Origin of the sequence: Paraburkholderia sp. SECH4 (genome assembly GCF_030511745.1) — a bacterium.
Taxonomy (GTDB): Bacteria; Pseudomonadota; Gammaproteobacteria; order Burkholderiales; family Burkholderiaceae; genus Paraburkholderia; species Paraburkholderia madseniana.
In genome coordinates this window covers 26,221-47,560 of sequence record NZ_JALOCP010000038.1, presented here as the reverse complement: position 1 = coordinate 47,560, position 21,340 = coordinate 26,221, and the positions used below count along the sequence as shown (strand labels likewise).

16 protein-coding genes are annotated in these 21,340 nt (G+C 63.4%); 7 read left to right on the top strand and 9 right to left on the bottom strand.

The window, feature by feature from the left end:
* Position 1 precedes the first annotated feature (1 nt).
* From M0D67_RS34125 to apbC, 4 genes are all read right to left on the bottom strand, one after another.
* The gene (locus M0D67_RS34125) at positions 2-2,287 is read right to left on the bottom strand and encodes an arginine/lysine/ornithine decarboxylase (RefSeq protein WP_266241364.1); all 2,286 of its coding nucleotides are present in this window, start codon (positions 2,285-2,287) and stop codon (positions 2-4) included.
* An 84-nt stretch (positions 2,288-2,371) separates the two neighbouring features.
* Positions 2,372-2,941 carry a dCTP deaminase gene (gene dcd / locus M0D67_RS34120; RefSeq protein WP_012432068.1) on the bottom strand — a complete coding sequence of 190 codons (570 nt, stop codon included), beginning with the start codon at positions 2,939-2,941 and terminating at the stop codon, positions 2,372-2,374.
* Positions 2,942-3,192: 251 nt separating this feature from the next.
* Positions 3,193-3,726: a superoxide dismutase family protein gene (locus M0D67_RS34115; RefSeq protein ID WP_154562077.1), complete on the bottom strand. Its 534-nt coding sequence runs from the start codon at positions 3,724-3,726 to the stop codon at positions 3,193-3,195.
* Positions 3,727-3,857: 131 nt separating this feature from the next.
* Positions 3,858-4,946 carry an iron-sulfur cluster carrier protein ApbC gene (apbC, locus tag M0D67_RS34110; RefSeq protein ID WP_154562079.1) on the bottom strand — a complete coding sequence of 363 codons (1,089 nt, stop codon included), beginning with the start codon at positions 4,944-4,946 and terminating at the stop codon, positions 3,858-3,860.
* A 340-nt stretch (positions 4,947-5,286) separates the two neighbouring features.
* On the opposite strand from apbC, the gene M0D67_RS34105 reads away from it, so the two are divergent.
* Both M0D67_RS34105 and metG read left to right on the top strand, forming a co-directional pair.
* The gene (locus tag M0D67_RS34105; protein ID WP_154562081.1) at positions 5,287-5,940 is read left to right on the top strand and encodes an OmpA family protein; all 654 of its coding nucleotides are present in this window, start codon (positions 5,287-5,289) and stop codon (positions 5,938-5,940) included.
* Positions 5,941-6,347: 407 nt separating this feature from the next.
* The gene (gene metG, locus M0D67_RS34100) at positions 6,348-8,483 is read left to right on the top strand and encodes a methionine--tRNA ligase (RefSeq protein ID WP_154562083.1); all 2,136 of its coding nucleotides are present in this window, start codon (positions 6,348-6,350) and stop codon (positions 8,481-8,483) included.
* Positions 8,484-8,602: 119 nt separating this feature from the next.
* Here the strand turns inward: metG and M0D67_RS34095 are convergent, their stop codons facing one another.
* Both M0D67_RS34095 and M0D67_RS34090 read right to left on the bottom strand, forming a co-directional pair.
* Positions 8,603-12,859 (bottom strand): translocation/assembly module TamB domain-containing protein, encoded by a 4,257-nt coding sequence (locus tag M0D67_RS34095; protein WP_154562085.1) that lies wholly within the window; start codon positions 12,857-12,859, stop codon positions 8,603-8,605.
* A gap of 28 nt (positions 12,860-12,887) precedes the next feature.
* On the bottom strand, positions 12,888-14,726 hold the full coding sequence (locus M0D67_RS34090) for an autotransporter assembly complex family protein (protein WP_266241353.1): 1,839 nt from the start codon (positions 14,724-14,726) through the stop codon (positions 12,888-12,890).
* 413 nt (positions 14,727-15,139) lie between these two features.
* On the opposite strand from M0D67_RS34090, the gene M0D67_RS34085 reads away from it, so the two are divergent.
* From M0D67_RS34085 to panD, 4 genes are all read left to right on the top strand, one after another.
* A complete protein-coding gene (locus tag M0D67_RS34085; RefSeq protein WP_154562089.1) occupies positions 15,140-15,325 on the top strand; it encodes a DUF3460 family protein in 186 nt (61 codons plus the stop codon).
* Between the two features lie 4 nt (positions 15,326-15,329).
* Entirely contained in the window at positions 15,330-16,202 is an 873-nt protein-coding gene (locus M0D67_RS34080; RefSeq protein ID WP_266241351.1) for a ScpA family protein, read from the top strand.
* Positions 16,203-16,390: 188 nt separating this feature from the next.
* Entirely contained in the window at positions 16,391-17,224 is an 834-nt protein-coding gene (gene panC, locus M0D67_RS34075; RefSeq protein ID WP_154562093.1) for a pantoate--beta-alanine ligase, read from the top strand.
* 50 nt (positions 17,225-17,274) lie between these two features.
* On the top strand, positions 17,275-17,661 hold the full coding sequence (panD, locus tag M0D67_RS34070; protein ID WP_012432059.1) for an aspartate 1-decarboxylase: 387 nt from the start codon (positions 17,275-17,277) through the stop codon (positions 17,659-17,661).
* A gap of 74 nt (positions 17,662-17,735) precedes the next feature.
* On the opposite strand, the gene M0D67_RS34065 is transcribed toward panD, so the two are convergent.
* Positions 17,736-18,374 carry a ParA family protein gene (locus M0D67_RS34065; protein WP_154562095.1) on the bottom strand — a complete coding sequence of 213 codons (639 nt, stop codon included), beginning with the start codon at positions 18,372-18,374 and terminating at the stop codon, positions 17,736-17,738.
* Positions 18,375-18,584: 210 nt separating this feature from the next.
* Between M0D67_RS34065 and M0D67_RS34060 the strand changes: the two genes are divergently transcribed.
* A complete protein-coding gene (locus tag M0D67_RS34060; protein ID WP_154562097.1) occupies positions 18,585-19,004 on the top strand; it encodes a PaaI family thioesterase in 420 nt (139 codons plus the stop codon).
* 162 nt (positions 19,005-19,166) lie between these two features.
* Here the strand turns inward: M0D67_RS34060 and M0D67_RS34055 are convergent, their stop codons facing one another.
* Entirely contained in the window at positions 19,167-19,583 is a 417-nt protein-coding gene (locus tag M0D67_RS34055) for a DoxX family protein (protein ID WP_097391653.1), read from the bottom strand.
* Positions 19,584-19,727: 144 nt separating this feature from the next.
* Positions 19,728-21,188, bottom strand: a complete 1,461-nt coding sequence (locus M0D67_RS34050; protein ID WP_266241380.1) for a cobyric acid synthase — start codon at positions 21,186-21,188, stop codon at positions 19,728-19,730.
* Between the last annotated feature and the right edge of the window lie 152 nt (positions 21,189-21,340).

The window sequence follows — 21,340 nt, the reverse complement described above, 5'->3', positions numbered from 1 at the left end:
GTCAGGCGCGCACGCAATCGACGAAGTATTCGATGCGCCCGTTGATCGTTTCGCCGACAAGCCCGTGGATATCCGTGTGGAAACCCGGGAAGCGCTCGTTGAACTCGCGCGCGAAACGCAGATAGTTGACGATGGTCTTGTTGAAGCGCTCGCCAGGAATCAGCAGCGGAATACCCGGCGGATACGGCGTCAACAGGATCGACGTGACGCGGCCTTCGAGTTCGTCGATCGCTACCCGGTCGATCTCGCGGTGCGCGAGCTTGGCAAACGCATCCGACGGCTTCATTGCCGGTTCCATGCTCGACAGGTACATCTCGGTCGTCAGGCGCGCAATGTCGTTCGCGCGATACACGCTGTGGATCTGCTCGCACAGATCGCGCAGACCGACACGCTCGTACATCGGATGATGCGAGACGAACTCGGGCAGCACGCGCCACAGCGGCTGGTTGTTGTCGTAGTCGTCCTTGAACTGCTGCAACTCAGTCACCATCGAGTTCCAGCGGCCCTTGGTGATGCCGATCGTGAACATGATGAAGAACGAGTACAGCCCGGTCTTCTCGACGATGATGCCGTGCTCGGCCAGATACTTCGTGACGATCGCAGCCGGAATGCCGGACTCGCCGAAGCCGCCGTCCATATCCAGACCCGGCGTGACGATGGTCGCCTTGATCGGGTCCAGCATGTTGAAACCTTCGGCGAGCGGACCGAAGCCGTGCCACGCATCGTTCGGGCGCAGCATCCAGTCTTCGCGCGAGCCGATGCCTTCTTCCGCGAACGTCTCCGGGCCCCACACCTTGAAGAACCAGTCGTCGCCGTATTCGGCGTCGACCTTGCTCATCGCGCGGCGGAAATCCAACGCTTCGGCAATCGACTCTTCAACCAGAGCCGTGCCGCCCGGCGCTTCCATCATGGCCGCGGCCACGTCGCACGAGGCGATGATCGCGTACTGCGGGCTGGTCGACGTGTGCATCAGATACGCTTCGTTGAAGCGATGCTTGTCGAAGCGGCTGTTCTTCGAATCCTGCACGACGATCTGCGAAGCCTGCGAAATACCGGCCAGCAGCTTGTGCGTGGAGTGCGTGGCGAACACCAGTGCGCCGATGCGCGGACGGCCGGCGCCGATCGCGTGCATGTCCTGATAGAACTCGTGGAACTCGGCGTGCGGCAGCCAGGCTTCGTCGAAGTGCAGCGTATCGAGCCAGTCGCCGAGCATTTCCTTGATCATCTCGACGTTGTAGATCACGCCGTCATAGGTGCTCTGCGTGATGGTCAGGATGCGCGGCTTCAGGTCCGGATTCTTGGCCAAGGCTTCGCGGGCGAACGGATTCGCCAGGATCTTCTTGCGAATGTTTTCCGGCTCGAATTCGCTGCGCGGAATCGGGCCGATGATGCCGAAGTTATTGCGCGTCGGCGTGAGGAACACCGGAATCGCGCCGGTCATCGTGATCGCGTGCAGGATCGACTTGTGGCAATTGCGGTCCACCAGCACGATATCGCCCGGCGCAACCGTGCCGTGCCAGACGATCTTGTTCGAGGTCGACGTGCCGTTGGTCACGAAGAACACGTGGTCCGCGCTGAAGATGCGCGCCGCATTGCGCTCGGAGGCGGCAATCGGGCCGGTGTGATCGAGCAACTGACCGAGTTCGTCGACGGCATTACACACGTCGGCGCGCAGCATGTTCTCGCCGAAGAACTGGTGGAACATCTGGCCAAGCGGGCTCTTCAGGAACGCGACGCCGCCCGAGTGCCCCGGGCAATGCCATGAATACGAGCCTTCGTCCGCGTACTGCACCAGTTCCTTGAAGAACGGCGGCGCGAGCGAATCCAGGTACACCTTGGTCTCGCGGATGATGTGGCGCGCGACGAACTCCGGCGTGTCCTCGAACATGTGGATGAAGCCGTGCAGTTCGCGCAGGATGTCGTTCGGCAAGTGGCGCGAGGTGCGCGTTTCGCCGTACAGGAAGATCGGAATATCGGCGTTGCGGCGGCGTACTTCGGTCACGAACGCGCGCAGCGCGATGATCGCGGCCGCCAGTTCGGGCGTCTCGCCTTCCACCACCACGTTATCGACGTACGGCAGCAACTCGTCGTCGTCGATCGAGAGGATGAAGCACGATGCGCGGCTCGACTGCTGCGCGAACGAAGTCAGGTCGCCGTAGCTCGTCAGCCCGAGCACTTCCGCGCCTTCTTTCTCGATAGCTTCGGCCAAAGCCCGGATGCCGGAACCCGAGATGTTCTCGGAGCGAAAATCTTCGTCAATGATGACGACGGGAAAACGAAACTTCATGGGCGATTCTCCAAAAAGAACGACCGCTGCATTTGACTAAGCAGCGGTCACCCGAATAGCTGGTGGGTCAGTACGCTGCCGACGTCACGTCTTGGGCAACGTGACGCCGTGCTGACCTTGATATTTGCCGCCGCGATCCGCGTACGACGTCTCACAAATTTCGTCGCTTTCGAAAAACAGCACCTGGGCGACGCCTTCGTTCGCGTAGATTTTCGCAGGCAAAGGTGTCGTATTCGAGAATTCGAGCGTGACGTGTCCTTCCCATTCCGGCTCGAACGGCGTCACGTTGACGATGATCCCGCAACGCGCATACGTGGATTTGCCCAGACACACGGTCAGGACGCTGCGCGGAATGCGGAAATATTCGACGGTGCGGGCCAGCGCGAACGAATTCGGCGGGATGATGCAGACATCGCCCTTGAAATCGACAAACGATTTCTCGTCAAAGTTCTTCGGATCGACGATGGTCGAGTTGATGTTGGTGAAGATCTTGAATTCGTCGGCGCAGCGGATGTCGTAGCCGTAGCTCGAGGTGCCGTAGCTGACAATCTTCCGGCCGTCTTCGGAGACGCGGACCTGATCCGGTGCAAACGGCTCGATCATGTTGTGCGACGCGGCCATGCGCCGGATCCACTTGTCGGATTTGATAGTCATAGGTGAACGCTGCTCGACTTGAGTGACAGATGTGTGACGGGTAACGATCCGGCGTAAGGTCCGGGCCGGGCGCCGCCGGCTACGCGCCCCGGGCTCGGCGACCCCGGCCGAAAGGCGCTTATTTTACGCGATCAGGAGAATGCTGCCGCGGGCCGGGCCTGAGAGCCGTCCCCTGCACCGCAAAAGGCTTGCCGCAAGGCCATTCAAACGGCTAACCGCTTGCACCGGATGAGACCCGCAGGGCATTGCCCTCACTGGCGAATCAACCCGCATGCGAGCGCGGGGCCCGCGCCATGCTGCGGATACGCATAAGGGTCGGTCGCGTCGTGATGCAACAGGACCGCGCGTTGCAACACCGAGCGGATACCGTCGAGCGACACGTCCGGCGCAACGATGAAGCCGGTGGCCACGCCGTTCGCGTCCGCGTGGATGTTGCCGAGATCGCCTTCGACCCGGGCACCGGCTTTCAGACGCTCGGCTGCCGGCGAGAACACCTGGCCGGCGCTGGAGCCGTCAGCGGCATTGCAGTCGCCTCGCTCATGCACTTGCAACGCGTGATCGCTATCGGGCGGCAAGCCCGTGAGATTGTAGGTGACCTGCACACCGTCCGAACGCTCGATGAACGTGACGAGACCGCGTGCCTGATTGCCCACGGTGGGCAGCAACTGCGCGTCGGCACGCTTTTCCTGTGGTCTCAGGAACGTGCTACAACCGCATAACAGCACACTGCTGGCAGCCAGGACGATGAACGCATGCACCGCCTGCCCGTCGATTCGTTTTCCCATGCGATCCTCTTGCCGACCTGGTGGCCGCCCCTGCGGCCGCCGAGCCGAACTTGTGAAGTCGACATGATACCGCGAGACCAGACGCAAATTGGCGACTTGGCCCCGCTTTAACCCCTTGTCCGAACGGCTAGTCAGGTGTTCTGGACAACGATGCTGGGAAACTTCGAGGTCATGTCGCGCGCCCGCTCGGCGATATGGATCGCAACCTTGCGCGCGATCGACCGGTAGATCTCCGCAATACGCCCTTGCGGGTCGGCCACGACGGTGGGTCTGCCGGAGTCGGCCTGCTCACGGATGGCGATGTCGAGCGGCAGGCTGCCGAGCACGTCGACGCCGTATTCCTTGCCCATCCGCTCGCCGCCGCCCGCTCCGAAGATATGCTCTTCGTGGCCGCAATTCGAGCAGATATGCATACCCATATTCTCGACGATGCCGAGAATCGGAATGCCGACCTTCTCGAACATCTTGAGACCCTTCTTCGCGTCGAGCAGCGCGATGTCCTGCGGCGTCGTGACGATCACGGCGCCCGTCACCGGCACGCGCTGCGACAAGGTTAGCTGAATGTCGCCGGTGCCCGGCGGCATGTCGACGATCAGGTAGTCGAGGTCTTGCCAGTTGGTCTGCCGCAGCAACTGTTCGAGCGCTGAGGTTGCCATCGGGCCGCGCCACACCATCGGATTGTCCTGCTCGATCAGAAAGCCGATCGAGTTGGCCTGCAAGCCGTGGCCGGTCATCGGATTCATCGACTTTTCGTCGGGTGATTCCGGACGGCCGACAATCCCGAGCATCATCGGCAGCGACGGGCCGTAGATGTCCGCGTCGAGGATGCCGACCGACGCGCCTTCGCTCGCCAGTGCCAGCGCGAGGTTCACCGCGGTCGTGCTCTTGCCGACCCCACCCTTTCCCGACGCCACAGCAACGATGTTTTTAACGTTCGGCAAGAGTTTCACGCCGCGCTGCACGGTGTGCGCGGCGATCTGCTGGGACACCTGGACGCGTGCGCCTGCCACGCCGGGAACGGCTTTCAGCGCGTCGGTGAATTGCGTGTGGATCGCTTCAAACTGCCGTTTGGCCGGATAGCCGAGTACCACCTCGAGGCTAACCGTGTCACCCTCCACGGCCACGTTCTTAACGTTTTTGGCAGCCGCGTAGGGCTTGCCCGTGTTGGGGTCAGTGACGGCCGCGAGGGCAGCGTCGACCAAAGCCCGATCGATACTCATTGACACTCCGTGGGGAACACTTGCGGCGCGGTGGAATCCAAGTCTTCGCCACGCGCCAGAATTTGAAAAAAATTGTTAGACAGCATTGCTAAAACCAGGCACGCCGTGCACCCTTCGGGCAGGCGGAACGCCATGGGGTCGCATCGCTGCGTACTTCATTCATCATTGTAGTGGCTGACGCCAAGCCTTGCCGGAAGACCCTTCTCCACTGTCGGACCGGGAACAGGGAAGACGCAGGATTCTCATATTGTCGAGTAACGCGCTTTACGGCCGTCACGTTCGACGGATAGATTGATCGCTTCCACCCGCTTTACTCGCTTCACTCAAGAGGAATCAAAAAATGAATGCAAAAATCATGACTCGCCTGGCTGTTTTCGCCGTTGCAGGTTCGTTGCTGGCAGGCTGTGCAAGCCAACAAGGTACGGACACCGCCGTCGGCACGGGCGTGGGCGCCGCCACCGGCGCGGCGATCGGCGCGATCTTCGGCGGTGGCAAGGGCGCGGCGATCGGAGCGGGCGCCGGCGCAGCGGTGGGCGGTATCACCGGCTACAACTGGCAAGCCATTCACAACAAGCTGTCGGGCGCCACCAAGGGCACCGGCACGCAGATCACCGAGCAGCCGGACGGCTCGCTCAAGCTGAACATCCCGAGCTCGGTCACGTTCGATACCAACAGCTACGCGGTCAAGCCGTCGTTCGCGCCGGTGCTGGATCAGTTGACGCAGACCATGCAGCAGAATCCGGAACTGATCGCCCAGGTAATCGGCTACACGGATAGCACGGGTCAGCCGGCTTACAACCAGACGCTGTCGGTCAACCGCGCTGAAAGCGTGACGGGTTATCTGGGGCAACGCGGCGTCGCGCCGCAACGCCTGTCGGCAAGCGGCATGGGCCAGAACCAGCCGGTCGCTGACAACAACACCGAAGCCGGCCGTGCCGCAAACCGTCGCGTGGAAATCTATCTGCGCGCTACGGCTCAGCACGCCACGCAATAACGGCACAGACTTAAGAGGGAGAAGCAACCGGGCGCCGGGTGGTTCTTGCCACTGGCTCTTGCCACCTTAGCCGGAGGCGTCCGGCAAGCCGTAAAAAGCGGGGGAAACAAAATCTCGCGCGAGAACGAAAAAAATTTCGAACTCTGCCGAAAATCCGCGGTCTGTCTTTACGGTACGTGGCTGGCGAAGCCGCCGCGTCACCATTCTCCTCTTGTCGTTGTTGCTCCGGGGTTAATAGCCCCGGTTTTTTTTGGGCGCTCGGTTTTCGCTCCGCAGGAAGTCTCCCTGGGGGACACACCGTCCTGCCCTGGCAGCGACCCAGCCGCGGCCCAAGCGGCCCAGCCCGCGCCGGGCGCCGGCCCTGCTAGAATCAACGTTTCGTCCCACCGCAGGCTCCCACCATCCTTATGTCAGCACCCGCAACCGATCTCTCCGCAGGCGCGCCGTCAGGCCGTCGCCAGGTTCTCGTCACGTCGGCCCTTCCGTATGCGAACGGGCAAATCCATATCGGCCATCTGGTTGAATATATCCAGACGGACATCTGGGTCCGGACGTTGCGAATGCACGGGCACGAGGTCTACTACGTGGGCGCCGACGACACGCACGGCACGCCGGTCATGCTGCGCGCGGAAAAGGAAGGTCTGACGCCGAAGCAACTGATCGACCGCGTCTGGCAGGAACACAAGCGCGATTTCGACAGCTTCGGGATTTCGTTCGACAATTACTACACGACCGATTCCGAAGAGAATCGCGTGCTGAGCGAATCGGTCTATCTGGCGCTCAAGGAAGCCGGCCTGATCGAAGCGCGCGACATCGAACAGGCATACGACCCCGTCAAGGAAATGTTCCTGCCGGACCGCTTCATCAAGGGCGAATGCCCGAAGTGCGGCGCGAAAGATCAATACGGCGACAGCTGCGAAGTGTGCGGTTCGACCTATCTGCCGACCGATCTGATCAATCCGTATTCGGTCGTCTCGGGCGCCACGCCGATTCGTAAGACCTCGACGCACTACTTCTTCCGCCTGTCCGATCCGCGCTGCGAGAATTTCCTGCGCGCGTGGGTGGGCGGTCTGGCACAGCCGGAAGCCACCAACAAGATGCGCGAATGGCTCGGCGACGCCGGCGAAGCCAAGCTCGCCGACTGGGATATTTCGCGCGACGCACCGTATTTCGGCTTCGAAATTCCGGGCGCACCGGGCAAATATTTCTACGTCTGGCTGGATGCGCCGGTCGGCTATTACGCGAGCTTCAAGAACCTCGCTGAAAAACGCGGCCTCGACTTCGACGCGTGGATTCGCAAGGGCTCGACCGCCGAGCAGTACCACTTCATCGGTAAAGACATTCTGTATTTCCACACGCTGTTCTGGCCGGCCATGCTCGAATTCTCGGGCCACCGCACGCCGACCAACGTGTTCGCGCACGGCTTCCTGACCGTGGACGGCGCAAAGATGTCGAAGTCGCGCGGCACGTTCATCACCGCGCAAAGCGTGATCGACACGGGCCTGAACCCGGAGTGGCTGCGCTATTACTTCGCCGCCAAGCTGAACAGCACGATGGAAGACCTCGACCTGAACCTCGACGACTTCCAGGCGCGCGTGAACAGCGATCTGGTCGGCAAGTACGTGAACATCGCGAGCCGCGCCGCCGGTTTCCTGATCAAGCGTTTCGACGGCCGCGTGCAAGACAGCGCCATGCAGCACCCGTTGCTCGCCACGCTGCGCACCGCCGTGCCGCAAATCGCCGCGAACTATGAGGCGCGCGAGTACAACCGCGCGCTGCGTCAGACCATGGAACTGGCCGACGCGGTCAATGCGTACGTCGACACCGCCAAGCCGTGGGATCAGGCAAAAGACCCGGCGAATGCGGCCGCGCTGCACGAGACCTGCAGCGTGAGCATCGAGGCATTCCGTCTGCTGTCGCTGGCGCTCAAGCCGGTGCTGCCGAAGCTGGCGGAAGCGGTCGAAGCTTTCCTCGCCATCGAACCGCTGGTGTGGGCCGACGCGAACGTGCCGCTCTCCTCCACGCGCCCGATCAACGCGTATAAGCATCTGATGACCCGCGTCGATCCGAAGCAGATCGAGGCGCTCATCGCAGCGAATCGCGATTCGCTGCAAGCCACGCCGGAAGCCGCGGCGCCGGCGGATGCCAAGGCCAAGTCGAAGGCAGTGAAAGCAGCCGCCGCAGAGAAGGATGAAACGCCTGACATCATCTCGATCGACGACTTCGCCAAGATCGATCTGCGCATCGCGAAGATCGTCGACTGCAAGGCGGTGGAAGGCTCGGACAAGCTGCTGCAACTCACGCTCGACGTCGGTGAAGAGAAGACGCGCAACGTGTTCTCGGGCATCAAGTCGGCCTATCAACCGGAGCAACTTGTCGGCAAGCTAACGGTGATGGTCGCGAACCTCGCGCCACGCAAGATGAAGTTCGGCCTGTCCGAAGGGATGGTGCTGGCGGCTTCGGCCACCGACGAGAAAGCCGAGCCGGGCCTCTACGTCCTCGAGCCGGACAGCGGTGCGAAGCCGGGCATGCGCGTGAAATAACGCGCGCGGCGTCGAACGCTGCAGGCATCAACAGAAACGGCACGCTTTAAAAGGCGTGCCGTTTTCTTTTGTGTCGTGGCGTTGTTCACACCACGGCCACCGCCGTAGCCTCCATCAACTCACCACCGGACCCGATCGAAGCGCCGCGTGTACAGCAGTTCTATGCCGTCGAACGTGCCGCCATATGCCGCGACCGACCAATAGCGTGTGAGGTTCACCGTCGCCTTGATCGCATTGCTCGCCGACTGCAGACCCTGCTCGTAGCCCACCACGAGCCACTCGTTGATCGCCTTCGACACCATCACCACTTGCGGATCGGTCAGCCCGACTTCGCTTCGCCCGATCGAGAACTCGTCGAGCCCGAAGGTCTGCGCGATCCGTTTGCCGCTCGCGCTGCCGAGCAAGGCGAGCGCGGTCGTCATGGTGCTTTGCTGACCGAGGTTGTTGCCCTGATCCGTGCCGTGTCCGAACAGCAGCCACGAGAGCTTTTCGTTATCCGCCACGTTCGGCTCGGACACCAGCTTCGCGACCGGGAACTGGACGGTGCCCGTGACCTGCACGCCCGCCTCGACCTGCTGATTGCGGCGCATGGCCAGGATGTTGATGCCCGGATTGGCCACCGGACCGTTGAACGTAAAGAAGCCATTCTCGATGTTGAGCTTGCGGCCGAACGCGGTATAGGTCGAGCCCTGCGTCACGCGGACATTACCGACCGCGCGCAACGGCAGGTTCGGCGCGCTCATCGCGGTGATCGTGCCAGTCAGGCCGAGGTCCGCGCCCATACCGCGGAAACGGAAGCTGTTGCCGAGACTGATGTCGATATTGGCGCGTGGCGCAAACGGGCCGATCGGCTTGTTGGTGCCCGCCACTTGCGGCGGTGGCCGCTCGCCCGCCACCGTGCCGTCCGGACGCACCACCACCACGTCGTCGCCAAGCTTCGGTGCGGACTGCTCCGGCATATCGAACAGCGCGTGATCGACCACGAATTTGCCGTTGATCGCCATGCCGCCCTCTGCCCCGGCGTTCGCCACGCTCGCGCTGCCCGACAGCGACAGATTGCGGTCCGGCGCCGCAAACAATTCCAGCTTGTCCGCGACGATGCTCGCGGACAGATCCGGTTGCGCGCCATCCAGGCGCACACGGCCGGTGGCGCGCAACGTGCCGCTCGCACCGTGAAACTCGACCTGCTGGAAGTCCACCAGATTTTGCGAGAGCGCGATGCGCACCACGCCGTCCTTCAACTGCACGCCCTGGTCGACCATCGTCGCTGACAAGCCATCGCCGAGCAGCGACCCCGTCAGGTTCGGCTTGGCGACCGTGCCGCCGAGCGCGAGTTTCAGCGCGAGGTGGCCGTCGAGCAGATAGCTCGGCCCGAACAGCCCGCCGGTCGTTTTCAACGACGGCACGTTCGCATTCACATTCCCGCTGACCGCGCCCTCTTCGTTGACAGTCAGGAAGCCGTCGCGCATTACGAGTGTGGTGTGCGCGTCGGCGTCGATCACGCCAATCCGGCTGGCCTGCGCGTGCACGGTCGCGTTTAGCCGGTTGCCGCCGCTGAATTCGGCGCGCGCGCTCATATCCGTGATGCCCAGCGACGCCAGACCACGGCCGATCTCGACCGTGACGTCGCCGCTGCGACGCTTCAACTGGACGTGGCCGCTCGCGGTGCTGCCGAGCGCGAAGTCCCAGTCGCCGTCGAACATCAGATCGGTTTTGACGGCTGGCGGTTCGCCGGTGATTTGCCGCCGCAGATCCTGCAGGCGCACGAGCGAAATGTCGGTCAAGGTGCCCGCGGACTGGATCTTGCCGTGGTCGAACGCGAACGATTTCAGGCTCAGCACCGCGCCTTCGAGCGTGAGGCGGGTCGCACCAAGCGTCAGGTGATTCGGTCCGGCACTCACGGCGAGCGGCGACTCGAGATTCAGCGCCGGTGTGCCGCGATTCTGCAGGCGGGTCACGGTGCCATCCCAGCGCGTACCGTCGCGTGCTTCGGTCAATTTGCCGTTGGCAGCGAGTGTCAGATCGAGCGGACGGTCCTGCAATTTGCCGGTGGCCGCCGCCTCCAGCGTATGGTTGGCGCGCGTGCCCGACAGGCGCGCCGTAAGCGTGGTGAGATCGACGCCGCCGGCGCTGAGATTGCGCGCGTCGGTCGTGAAAACGAGCGCGCCGTTCGCGCCGTCGCGCAATTCGGCATGGCCTTCCGCATGGCCGATGCGGTTACTGCTGAACACCACACTGTCTGCCTTGTAGTTCAGCACGACATTCGGATGCGCGAACGAGCCGGTGACGTCGCCATCCGCGGCGATAAGACCGGCGAGGCCGAAACCGAGGCGTTCAAGTTCCGGCGCATCGACACGAAAACGCAGCCGGTCGCCGCGCGCGCCGAAGCTGCCCTGTAAGTCCACCTGATTGCCCGCCACCGAGAGATTCGCGCGGCTCGGCAGAATCCGCGAGCCGGACAACTGGACCACGCCGCCGCCCGTCAACGGCAGGCCGTCATAGACGCTCGGGCCGAGTTTGAATTCGGCCTTGGTGCTGAAGACCGGGCCGAGCATGCCGGCTGCCGTGAGCGTGCCGTTCACGCGTGCCTCGATCTTGCGTGCGGGCGGCGCTTTGGACGGCCTGGGCGGCACTTTGCGCTGAACGACTTCAGCCTTCACCACCGCCTTGGCCGTGTTCTTGACCACCGCTGCGGCCTTATCGCCGGGCGCCGCGCTTTTCGCGCCGGCGGTGCTGCCCGCGAGTGCCGCCGCTTCGTTCGCCTGGGCCGCCTCCGGTTTCGTGGCCTGCGGCGCTTTCGTCGCCTTCGCGGTCCCCGCCGTGGGGGTCGCCGGCGTGCGCGACGGCATCTGCGAAGTCAGCGTCAACGGATCGAAATCAGTCAGTTGCGCTTTCAGGTTGTAGGTGGAATTCGCGTCGTGCTTGAGCGCGCCGGACAGATCGATGCGGCCCTTGCCCGACGTGACACGCACGTCGTTGAAGCTCATGCGTGCGGGATCGAAGGTCACCTTGCCTTGCGCGCGCAACCCCGCTTTCGGGTCGGCGAGATCGAGGGTCAGGCTTTGCACGTCGTCGTTCAGACGGATGCCGATCGGACCGGAAAGCTGGGTAGGCCGCACGGTCGCTTCGAGCGCGTTCAGGTCGAGTCCGGCGACCTGCAGATCGAACTGGCCGCGCCTGCCGGTCAGCGCGCCGCCGCCGGTGAGCGTGGCGCTCTTCACGAGCCGCACCTTCAGGTTCGAAATACGCTGCGCCTGCGCGTCGAGCCGCACGTCGGCGTTGGCATCGATCACAGGTAGCAGGTTCTGGTCGATCGCACCGGGTTTGGCGTTGACGATCGAGACATGGCCGGCGACGGAGAACCCCGCTGCGGCTTTTGCTGCCGCCCCCGCAGCAGCCTGCCCCACCGGCTGCAGTTCAGCCCGCACCGCCAGATCCGCCAGCGGTGCGCCTGGCGCAAACGCCTGCGGGTTGACGTGATCAAAAGTCAACGTGGCACGTTGCAACGGCACGTCGCCGAACGGCGTGGCCTCGACTCGCGCATGGCCGGCGAGCTTCATGCCGCTAGCATCGAGTTCGGCGATGAGATTCTCCAGCGAACCGCTCAGATGGCCACCCACCTGCACCGCCTCGTTGTTGACCTTGCCCGAATAGCCAAGATCGCCGGTCAGCGGAAACGGCCGCACCCCATCGAGCTTCGCCGTCGCCGTCACGGCGCCGAACGGCGTGTCGAGCCGCTCGATCGCGGCCTCGTGGTGCCGGCCATCGCTGCGGCCATGGAACATGAAACGGGACAGCTCGGTCGTCGACCCGCCCTCGCGCAACAGCAGTTTGTCGACCTGCACGTCGCGCACCTCGAGCTGCATCGGCAAGCGCAAGTCTTGCGGCAGTTTCAGCGGCCCGCTGCTGCTCGACGACGACGAGCCGACCCGGGCGTCGATCGTACCGACATGCAGATAGTCGATCGCGAAGCGCCAAGGCTTGTGTGTCAGTTCCCAGCGGCCGGCCACGCGGTCGATCTGGATATCGGTGCCGCTGCCGTCGAGGCTGCGCCAGCGCACCTGGCGGAGTTGCACGCCGTGGGCGATAGCGCCGCTCTCGAGCGTGCCGGTCAGCTTGCCACCCAGCAGTTTGACGGCCGCCTGCCACGCGTAAGCCGTCCCACGCTCAGTCGTCAGCGCGCCATACACCAGGCCGATCACCACGGCGACCAGCAGCACCAGCACGGCGACCATCCACGCAAGCGTTTTCAGCAACAACCGCCCGCGACGGCGCTTGGGCTGCGGCGCATCGGGCGGAGGCTGCTGTCCGGGCTCTCCTGGCGGAAGAGCGCCGGGCGGCTGCGCGGGGGGTTGGGCGGAAACGTCCGTGGTCATGCGTGGATCATGTAAAAGGAGGTTTCCATCAGAAGGCGATGCCGAGGGTCAGGTACGGTCGCACGCTCCGGTTGCGGATCCCGTAGGCGACATCGACATTGACCGGACCGACCGGGCTGCGCCAGCGCGCGCCGACGCCGGCGCCGGGATAAAAGACTTTCTCGCCCCAAGTGTCGGTAGCGGTGCCGACGTCGAAGAACGCGGCTGCGCCCCAGTCGTGATTGAACCAATGCTGGTACTCCGCCGACGCGGTCACGAGATACTTGGTGGGCAGCACCGAGCCGTCGACGTTATTACCAATGCTCTGATAGCTGTAGCCACGGATCGAATTCGAGCCACCCGCGCGGAACAGCAGCGAAGCCGGAATCCCGCTCGAACTGCCGCTCGTGAACACGCCGCCGAGTTCGGCACGGAACAGCACGAGGTCTTCCTTGCCGATCGGCAGGTACTGCTGGCCGCGGGCGTAGCCGCGGGCGAACGTCTGATCGGTCAGCACGCCTTTGACCGCAAAGCCCGCTTCGACGTGAATCAGGTTGCCCGAACGCGGGAACAGCGGATCGTCGGTATTGCGGCGGGTCCACGACCATGACGGCACCAGCGCGCGACTGGTAGTCGGCGCGGCCGAATTCTGATCGAGCCGATCCTGGTAATAGAGGATCGCGTAGTTGTAGTCGATGAACTGCGACGTACGGGCCCGCTGCACGCCGCCGCGGATACTGTAGATGCGCGTGTCGGACACGTCGGTCGTGGTGTAGGAAGCCAGCACGCTATTGGTCCACGCGCGCGGCCCCGGCGGCATTGCGAGCTGGATTTGCCCGTACTGCTGGATCTGGTCGATGCGGCCGTCGACCGTGAACGGCCACGCTTTGCCGAATGTGTCGAGATACGAATACGAACCCTGGATCAGCGGGCCGTTGTCGGTCGAATAACCCACCCCGCCGCGGATACTGTTGTACGGATATTCCGACACCTTCACGTGCATCGGCGTCTCGACCGGTTTGGCGGGATCGCTGTCCACGTCGATCGCCACGCTCGCGTAGTACGGGGTGTTCTGCAACTGCCGCTGCAATTCGGTAATGCGCTGCACGTCGTAAATATCGCCGGCTGAAATCGGATTCACGTTGTCGACGATCTGTTCCGGATAGCGCCGCGTGCCGGACACGTCGAGCTTGCCCATCGTGAAGGTCGGGCCGCTGTCATAGGTAACCGACAATTTCGCTTCGTGCGTACGCGGGTCGATCCGCGCCTCGGAGTGGTAGATCTTCGCGCCCAGGTAACGGCGCGACTGCAGCGCCTTGAGCGACGCGTTTTTCGCGTCGTCCCAGTCGCCTTGCGAAAACGGGTCGCCCTCGTGTAGTGAAAACGCGAAGCGCGCGGCATTTTCCTGCGCCGGGTCTTCGGTCAGCACCGGGCCGCGAAACGACAGCGAAATCGACGTGACGAGGGTTTGCGGGCCGGGATCGACGCTCACGGTCACACGCTTCTGGTCGTCGACGGTTCGCACGTCGGTGCGCACGACCGGCGAGAAATAGCCCTGGGTGGCGGCCAGATCGCGCACCTGTTGCGGGGTGGCCGTAATCAGAAACTCAAACTGGTCGTCGCTGATGTCGGGACGCTTGGCGAAGCGCGCCAAGTCCAGATGCGCTTCGAGCAATTTGCGCAGCGAGCGCGGCGTGGCTTCGATATCGACCTTGTAGCTGGCGGGCGGGCGCCGCGCCGCGTGCGCGTCGACCGAGGCAAGCATGAGCATGACGATGCCGAATGCCAGCCACGCGTGCAGCCAGCGCCGAATGGGCGTCAGAGGCCCTCGCTCGTCACCGGTTTTGCCGCGCCGCCTATGCGGCTGTTCGATCGCACACCCCGCCAAACGGGACCTCCGGCCGTGGTTGATGAATTCTGTCGCTCGGGCTCGCCGCGGCGGCCGAAGCTCGCTATTTGACCACATCGGTGAAGCCGCGCCATCTCTTAAAGGAGCGTTTGCAGCGTGAGGCGTGGCGAGCCCTTTCGGCCGGTACACCGCGGCCCATGCGGCACGGGTAATGATGTCCGCCCGGACGCACAGCGCGAATTCACACCGCCCCGCCGGCCACGCGCCCGCCTTTGACGCGTCGCAGCAGCGCGGGTTCCAGGCGTTTTTGCAGGCGGGCCGCTCGCGCCGGCCATCGTTTTTCGACCACGCGCGGCGCATGCGGTAAAATTATGGAATAGGAGCGATGCCGCGCGGGTTCTCGCTTGTTCCCGCCAAGCAGCCGCCACTCCCCAAACCACGGACGTCTAGCCATGTATCAATCGGACATCACGCAGTTCCTGAACCAGCTCAAGCAACAAAAACCGAATCTGGAAGCTGAGCAGCGCCGTGGCCGGTCGCTGCTGTGGGACAAACAGCCGATCGACCTCGAAGAACGCGCCGAGCAGACAGCCTCGCGCGTGGAGCAGACGCCTTACTCGTACTATCAAAACTTCTAAGCGCGTGAGTCACGCCGACGAGGCAAAGGGCGCCGCACAGGCGCCTGACGCCGCGCTTGCCGCGCCCGCCACCGATTCGACGCCGGACACTGTAGACGGCATCGCTTTCGCACGCCTGTACGGCGAGCCGCTCTTCAAGCTGCCGACGGATCTGTACATTCCGCCGGACGCGCTCGAAGTGTTCCTCGAAACGTTCGAAGGCCCGCTGGATCTGTTGCTCTACCTGATCCGCAAGCAGAACTTCAACGTGCTCGACATCCCGATGGCGGATGTCACGGTCCAATACCTCGGCTACGTCGACCAGTTGCGCCAGACCAATCTCGAACTCGCGTCCGAGTATCTGCTGATGGCCGCGATGCTGATCGAGATCAAGTCGCGCATGCTGTTGCCGGTGAAGAAGGCCGATAGCGGCGACGAAGCCGAAGACCCGCGTGCCGAACTGGTGCGCCGCCTGCTCGAATACGAGCAGATGAAGCTCGCCGCGCAGCGCATCGACCATCTGCCGCAGCTTGGCCGCGATTTCCTGCGCGCCGAGGTGTATATCGAGCAAAGCATCACGCCGCGGTTCCCGGATGTGGACAGCGAAGACCTGCGCGCCGCGTGGGCCGACGTGATCAAGCGCGCCAAACTGGTTCAGCATCACAAGATTTCGCGCGAGGAATTGTCGGTGCGCGAGCACATGAGCACGATCCTGCGGCGACTGCAGAACGCGCGCTTCATGGAGTTCTCGGACCTGTTCGACACGAGCAAAGGCGTGCCGGTGGTCGTGGTGAACTTCATCGCCATGCTGGAGTTGTGCCGTGAGTCGCTCATCGAAATCACGCAGGCCGAGCCGTTCGCACCGATCTATGTGCGCCTCGCCTATCTGCCGACCTGATGCCGCAAAACGAGGCCTGCATGCGCCAGCGCTGCCGCACACGCCTCGTTTCGGTGCACCCCGGGAACAAATCCACTACAATCCCGCGCTCCGAACCTGTCATTACCAGTGAGGCCGCGGGCCACGCGAAAACCTGAGTTTTTGCGCCAACCGAGTCTCGCGCCGCGCGAGGAAATCCCTGTCCGATCATGAAAGTCATCAGCTCGATCCATGAATTGCGCGACCAGTTGCGCGGCCAGAATCGCACCGCCTTTGTGCCGACCATGGGCAATCTGCACGAGGGCCATCTGTCGCTGATGCGCCTCGCGCGCCAGCACGGCGATCCGGTGGTGGCGAGCATCTTCGTGAACCGCCTGCAGTTCGGCCCGAACGAAGATTTCGACAAATACCCGCGCACGCTCGAGGCCGACATCGAGAAGCTGCAGAAAGAAGGCGTCTACGTGCTGTTCGCGCCGACGGAACGGGATCTATACCCGGAGCCGCAGGAGTACCGCGTGCATCCGCCGCACGATCTGGGCGACATCCTCGAAGGCGAATTCCGGCCTGGTTTCTTCCAGGGTGTGTGCACGGTGGTGATGAAGCTGATGTCGTGCGTGCAGCCGCGCGTCGCGGTGTTCGGCAAGAAGGATTACCAGCAGTTGATGATCGTGCGCAGCATGTGCCACCAGTTCGCGCTGCCGACCGACATCATCGCCGCGGAAACCGTGCGTGATACCGACGGCCTCGCGCTCAGCTCGCGCAACCGCTTTCTGCAAACGGCCGAACGCGCCGAGGCGCCGATGCTGGCCGCCGAGCTCAATCGCGTGCGCGATGCGGTGCTCGCCGGCGATCGCGACTTCGCGAAACTCGAACAGGCGGCAATGGCGGCACTGGCCGCGCGCGGCTGGCAGCCTGATTACATCGCGGTGCGCAAGCGCTCGAATCTGCTGCCTCCGGGCGCGCAAGACGCGAATGCGGAGTTGGTCGTGCTGGCTGCCGCCAAGCTCGGCACCACCCGTCTCATCGACAACCTCGAAATCTGAAGCCGTCTTAGTTTGCGCAAACGCGCATAAGAAGCCACAAAGGATTGGTCATGCAACGCAACATGCTGAAGTCGAAAATCCATCGCGTCGCGGTCACGCACTGCGAACTGCACTACGAAGGTTCGTGCGCGATCGACGAGGACTTGCTGGAAGCCGCGAACATCGTCGAAAACGAGCGGATCGACATCTGGAATATCAACAACGGCGAGCGTTTCTCGACGTACGCGATCAAGGGCGAACGCGGCAGCGGCATGATTTCGCTGAACGGTTCGGCCGCGCGGCGCGCGCAACTGGGCGATCTGGTGATCATCGCGGCGTTCGCCGTGGTCGACGAAGCGGAACTGAAGGCAGGCTGGAAACCGGATCTGGTATTTGTCGACGACAACAACAAGATCAAGGGCAGTCGCGATCACGTGCCGACCCAGAACTGGACCTGAGCGGGATCTGAACCGGCCTTTCACCGCGCGGCACGGTTCCATGTAGCGGGCGGCCTCGCCGCCTGCTATTCACTTCAAGCCTTCTTACCGGCGCCGTTGGTCCATTGGATGATCGGCTGCCACTGCTCCAGATCCTTCTCCACGCGGCTTTTCGCGACGTCCCACAAGGTCAGGCCGTGCGCCGCCAGTTGCACGTAATTCTGCGTGTCGCGCAGGTAACCCAGCACCGGCAGCTTCAACCCCTCGACAAAGCGATGCAGTTGCTCCGCTGAGCGTGTGCGTGCGTCGACGCGCATGCCCACCACACCGATCTCGATTGCGCCTTTCCTGACCGCCTTCTCCTTCGCCAGCCGCTCGAGAAAATCCTGGGTGGCAAGAATATCGAACATGGAGGGCTGCAGCGGCACGATCACCTTGTCGGCCAGATCCAGCGCGATATTCAGGCGATTGCCGTGCAACCCGGCCGGCGTGTCGATGACCGCGTGTTCCAGACCTCTGGGCGGTTTGGCGGGGTTTTCCAGGTCGACCTCCCAGGTCTCGATGGCCGGCAACGCAGGCGGCCGCAGCGACAGCCACGCGTGCGAAGACTGCTGTCTGTCCATGTCCGCCAGCGCGATCCATTCCCCTTGCGAGGCGAAATAGCCGGCCAGATTGGTGGACAGCGTGCTTTTGCCCACGCCGCCCTTCGGATTCGCCACCACGATTACCGTCATGAATTCTCCCGGAAAGAAGGCTGGGCGCCGCCAGCCGGTTTACCGCGCAGTTTGCTCTGACTTGCGCAGATGTGCCCTGATCCGCACCGGTTTCAGGTTCACCCGCCGATCCAGCCGTTGATAATATCGACAAATTCACCGGGGCCGAAGCCCCCAAACGGCTATTGACCGCCTTACATCGCTGTTTTTTCCATCGAGGACCCGAATCTCATGAGCAAACTTCGTCCGGAATACTCCATCGAGCGCCTGCACGAACGTCAGAAGGGCAAGCTGCCCGGCTTGCTGGGCGTGCATGTTCTGGCGCTGGAGGAAGGCACTCTGACCGCGGAATTGACCGTGCGCGAGGAGTTGCTGGCGCCGAACGGCTTTTTGCATGCCGCCACGGTGATCGGCCTCGCCGATACCGCCTGCGGCTATGCATGCCTCGCCCACCTGCCCGAGACGGCGCGCAATTTCACGACCATCGAGCTGAAAAGCAATTTTCTCGGCACGACGACGGAAGGCACGATCCGCGCGGTTGCCAAGGCGGTCCATCTGGGTCGCAGCACGCAGGTGTGGGACGCCACCGTCACCGATCCGAACGGCAAGACGATGGCGCTGTTTCGCTGCACGCAGATCGTGTTGTATTGATTGACTGGCGCGGGGGGGTGCGGCGCAGGGTCCGGAATGCCCGGAACGCCTGAAGTACGCATTCCTCAGCGCAACAAAAAAAGCACGCGGCCACACGGCGCGTGCTTTTTTGTTGCCGGCGAGGTGGAGTGCCGGCGCGGTTTCGTGCCCGAGTGAAACGTATCAGGCGGCCACTGCGCGCGGCGCCTTCGCACCGCTCAGCGCCAGCGCGCCGGCGCCAAGCAGCGACTGCACAGCCAGAGTCACTGCCCAGAAAGCCGGATATTCCCAGCCGCCGTGCGGCGACGCGAACCCCCAGCCGTTGTGCAGATGCTGCGACGTTGCGCCGAGCATGAACGGCAGCAGCACCAGCGCGACCCAACGGACCTGCACGCCGAGCAGCAGCGCAATACCGCCAATCAGTTCGACAAACGCCGTCACATAGCCGAGCCAGCCCGGCAAGCCGAGCGAAACGAAAAACTGCGCCGTTCCCGGCAGCGTGAAAACAAAGATCTTCTGCAAGCTGTGCGCGAGATAGAGAACGCCCAAGGCCAGACGAAGGATCAAGGCGGCCAGATCGGCGGAGCGGTTCGAGTTCATGACGAGTTCCTTTACGAGAGGGAGACGACCCGTATCGGGCGTCGATGTCAAGACTGTATTCGAACCAAATGAGGTGAAAAACTGCTTCTTGGGCTTTGATTATTTCCCAATGGGATTTAATCGCCACCATCCAGCCAACCTCGCTCAGCCAATCACAGCGAAAAGCTTCGAAAGATCGAGATGCTCGGCGAGCGTGTCGGCCAGACGATCCAGCGAGGCCTCACGCAACGCCGGGTAGTCGATTTTCTCGGCGTCGCTCAGTCCCGCCCACGCCAGCAGTGCGGCGCACGCGGCCGGCGTATCGAACAGCCCGTGCACGTAGGTCGCGAGGATTTGGCCATCGGCCGAGATCGCGCCGTCGGGATGCGCGTTTGACGCTTCGCCCAATTGCAGCGCGGGCGAGCTGAGCGCCGGGCCTTGCGTCTCGCCCATGTGAATCTCGTAGCCGGCCACCTCGGGCGCCCCCGGCAACGCGAGACGCCCCGTCACGTTCTTGAGTGTTTTTTCGCGCGTCAGCACCGTCGAGTAATCGAGCCAGCCGAGGCCCGCGCTCGTTCCAGGCGCGCCTTCCACGCCGTGCGGGTCGGCCACTTCATGTCCGAGCATCTGCATGCCGCCGCAAATTCCGATGACGCGGCCGCCGTAGCGCAGATGCCGTTGCAGCACCGCGTCCCAGCCTTGCGCACGCAAAAAGGCCAGATCACCCGGCACATTCTTCGAGCCCGGCAGGATGATCAGATCGGCCGGCGGGGGCGGCGTGCCGCTTCGCACGTAATGAAAATCGACCTGCGGATGTGCGCGCAGCGCGTCGAAATCGGTGTGATTGCTGATGTGCGGCAATACCGGCACGACTACCCGCAACATCCGGCTCGTATCGCCGCTGTGCGCCGCGCGCAGCTCGGGCGGCAGCATGTCTTCGGCGTCGAGCGTCAGACCGTGCAGATACGGCACCACGCCAAGCACCGGTTTGCCGGTCTTCGCTTCGAGCCAGTTGAGCCCGGGCTTGAGCAAACTGACGTCCCCGCGAAAGCGATTGATGATGAAGCCGCGCACGCGCGCCTGCTCGCTGTCCGACAGACACGCGAGCGTACCGGTCAAATGCGCGAACACGCCGCCCCGGTCAATGTCGGCCACCAGCACGACCGGACAGTCGACCGCTTCAGCAAAACCCATGTTGGCGATATCGCGGTCGCGCAGATTGACCTCGGCGGGACTGCCCGCGCCTTCGACAAAAATCGTGTCGTACGCCGCTTGCAGACGCGCATACGATTCCAGCACCGCCTCGAAGGCGACCGGCTTGTAGTCGTGATAGGCGCGAGCATCGAGATTCATGCGCGCCTTGCCGTGGATGATCACTTGCGCGCCACGGTCGCTCGTCGGCTTGAGCAGCACGGGGTTCAGATCGGTGTGAGCGGCAATACCGGCCGCCACCGCCTGCAAGGCCTGCGCGCGGCCGATCTCGCCACCGTCGACCGTCACCGCGCTATTAAGCGCCATGTTCTGCGGCTTGAACGGCGCGACCCGCACGCCGGCGCGGCGCGCCAGCCGGCACAGGCCCGCGACGAGCGTGCTTTTGCCGGCATCGGACGTGGTGCCCTGAATCATCAGCGTGCCGCGCGGCACAGGTACGGCGTCATGCGGGTTCGAAATGGCGGTCACGGAATATCGGCTTGGGCGGTGAATAGACAATGAATGCGGACAATGAATTCGGGCGATGAACGCGGCATTATCCCATCGTGCCGGCACGCGCTGCACGC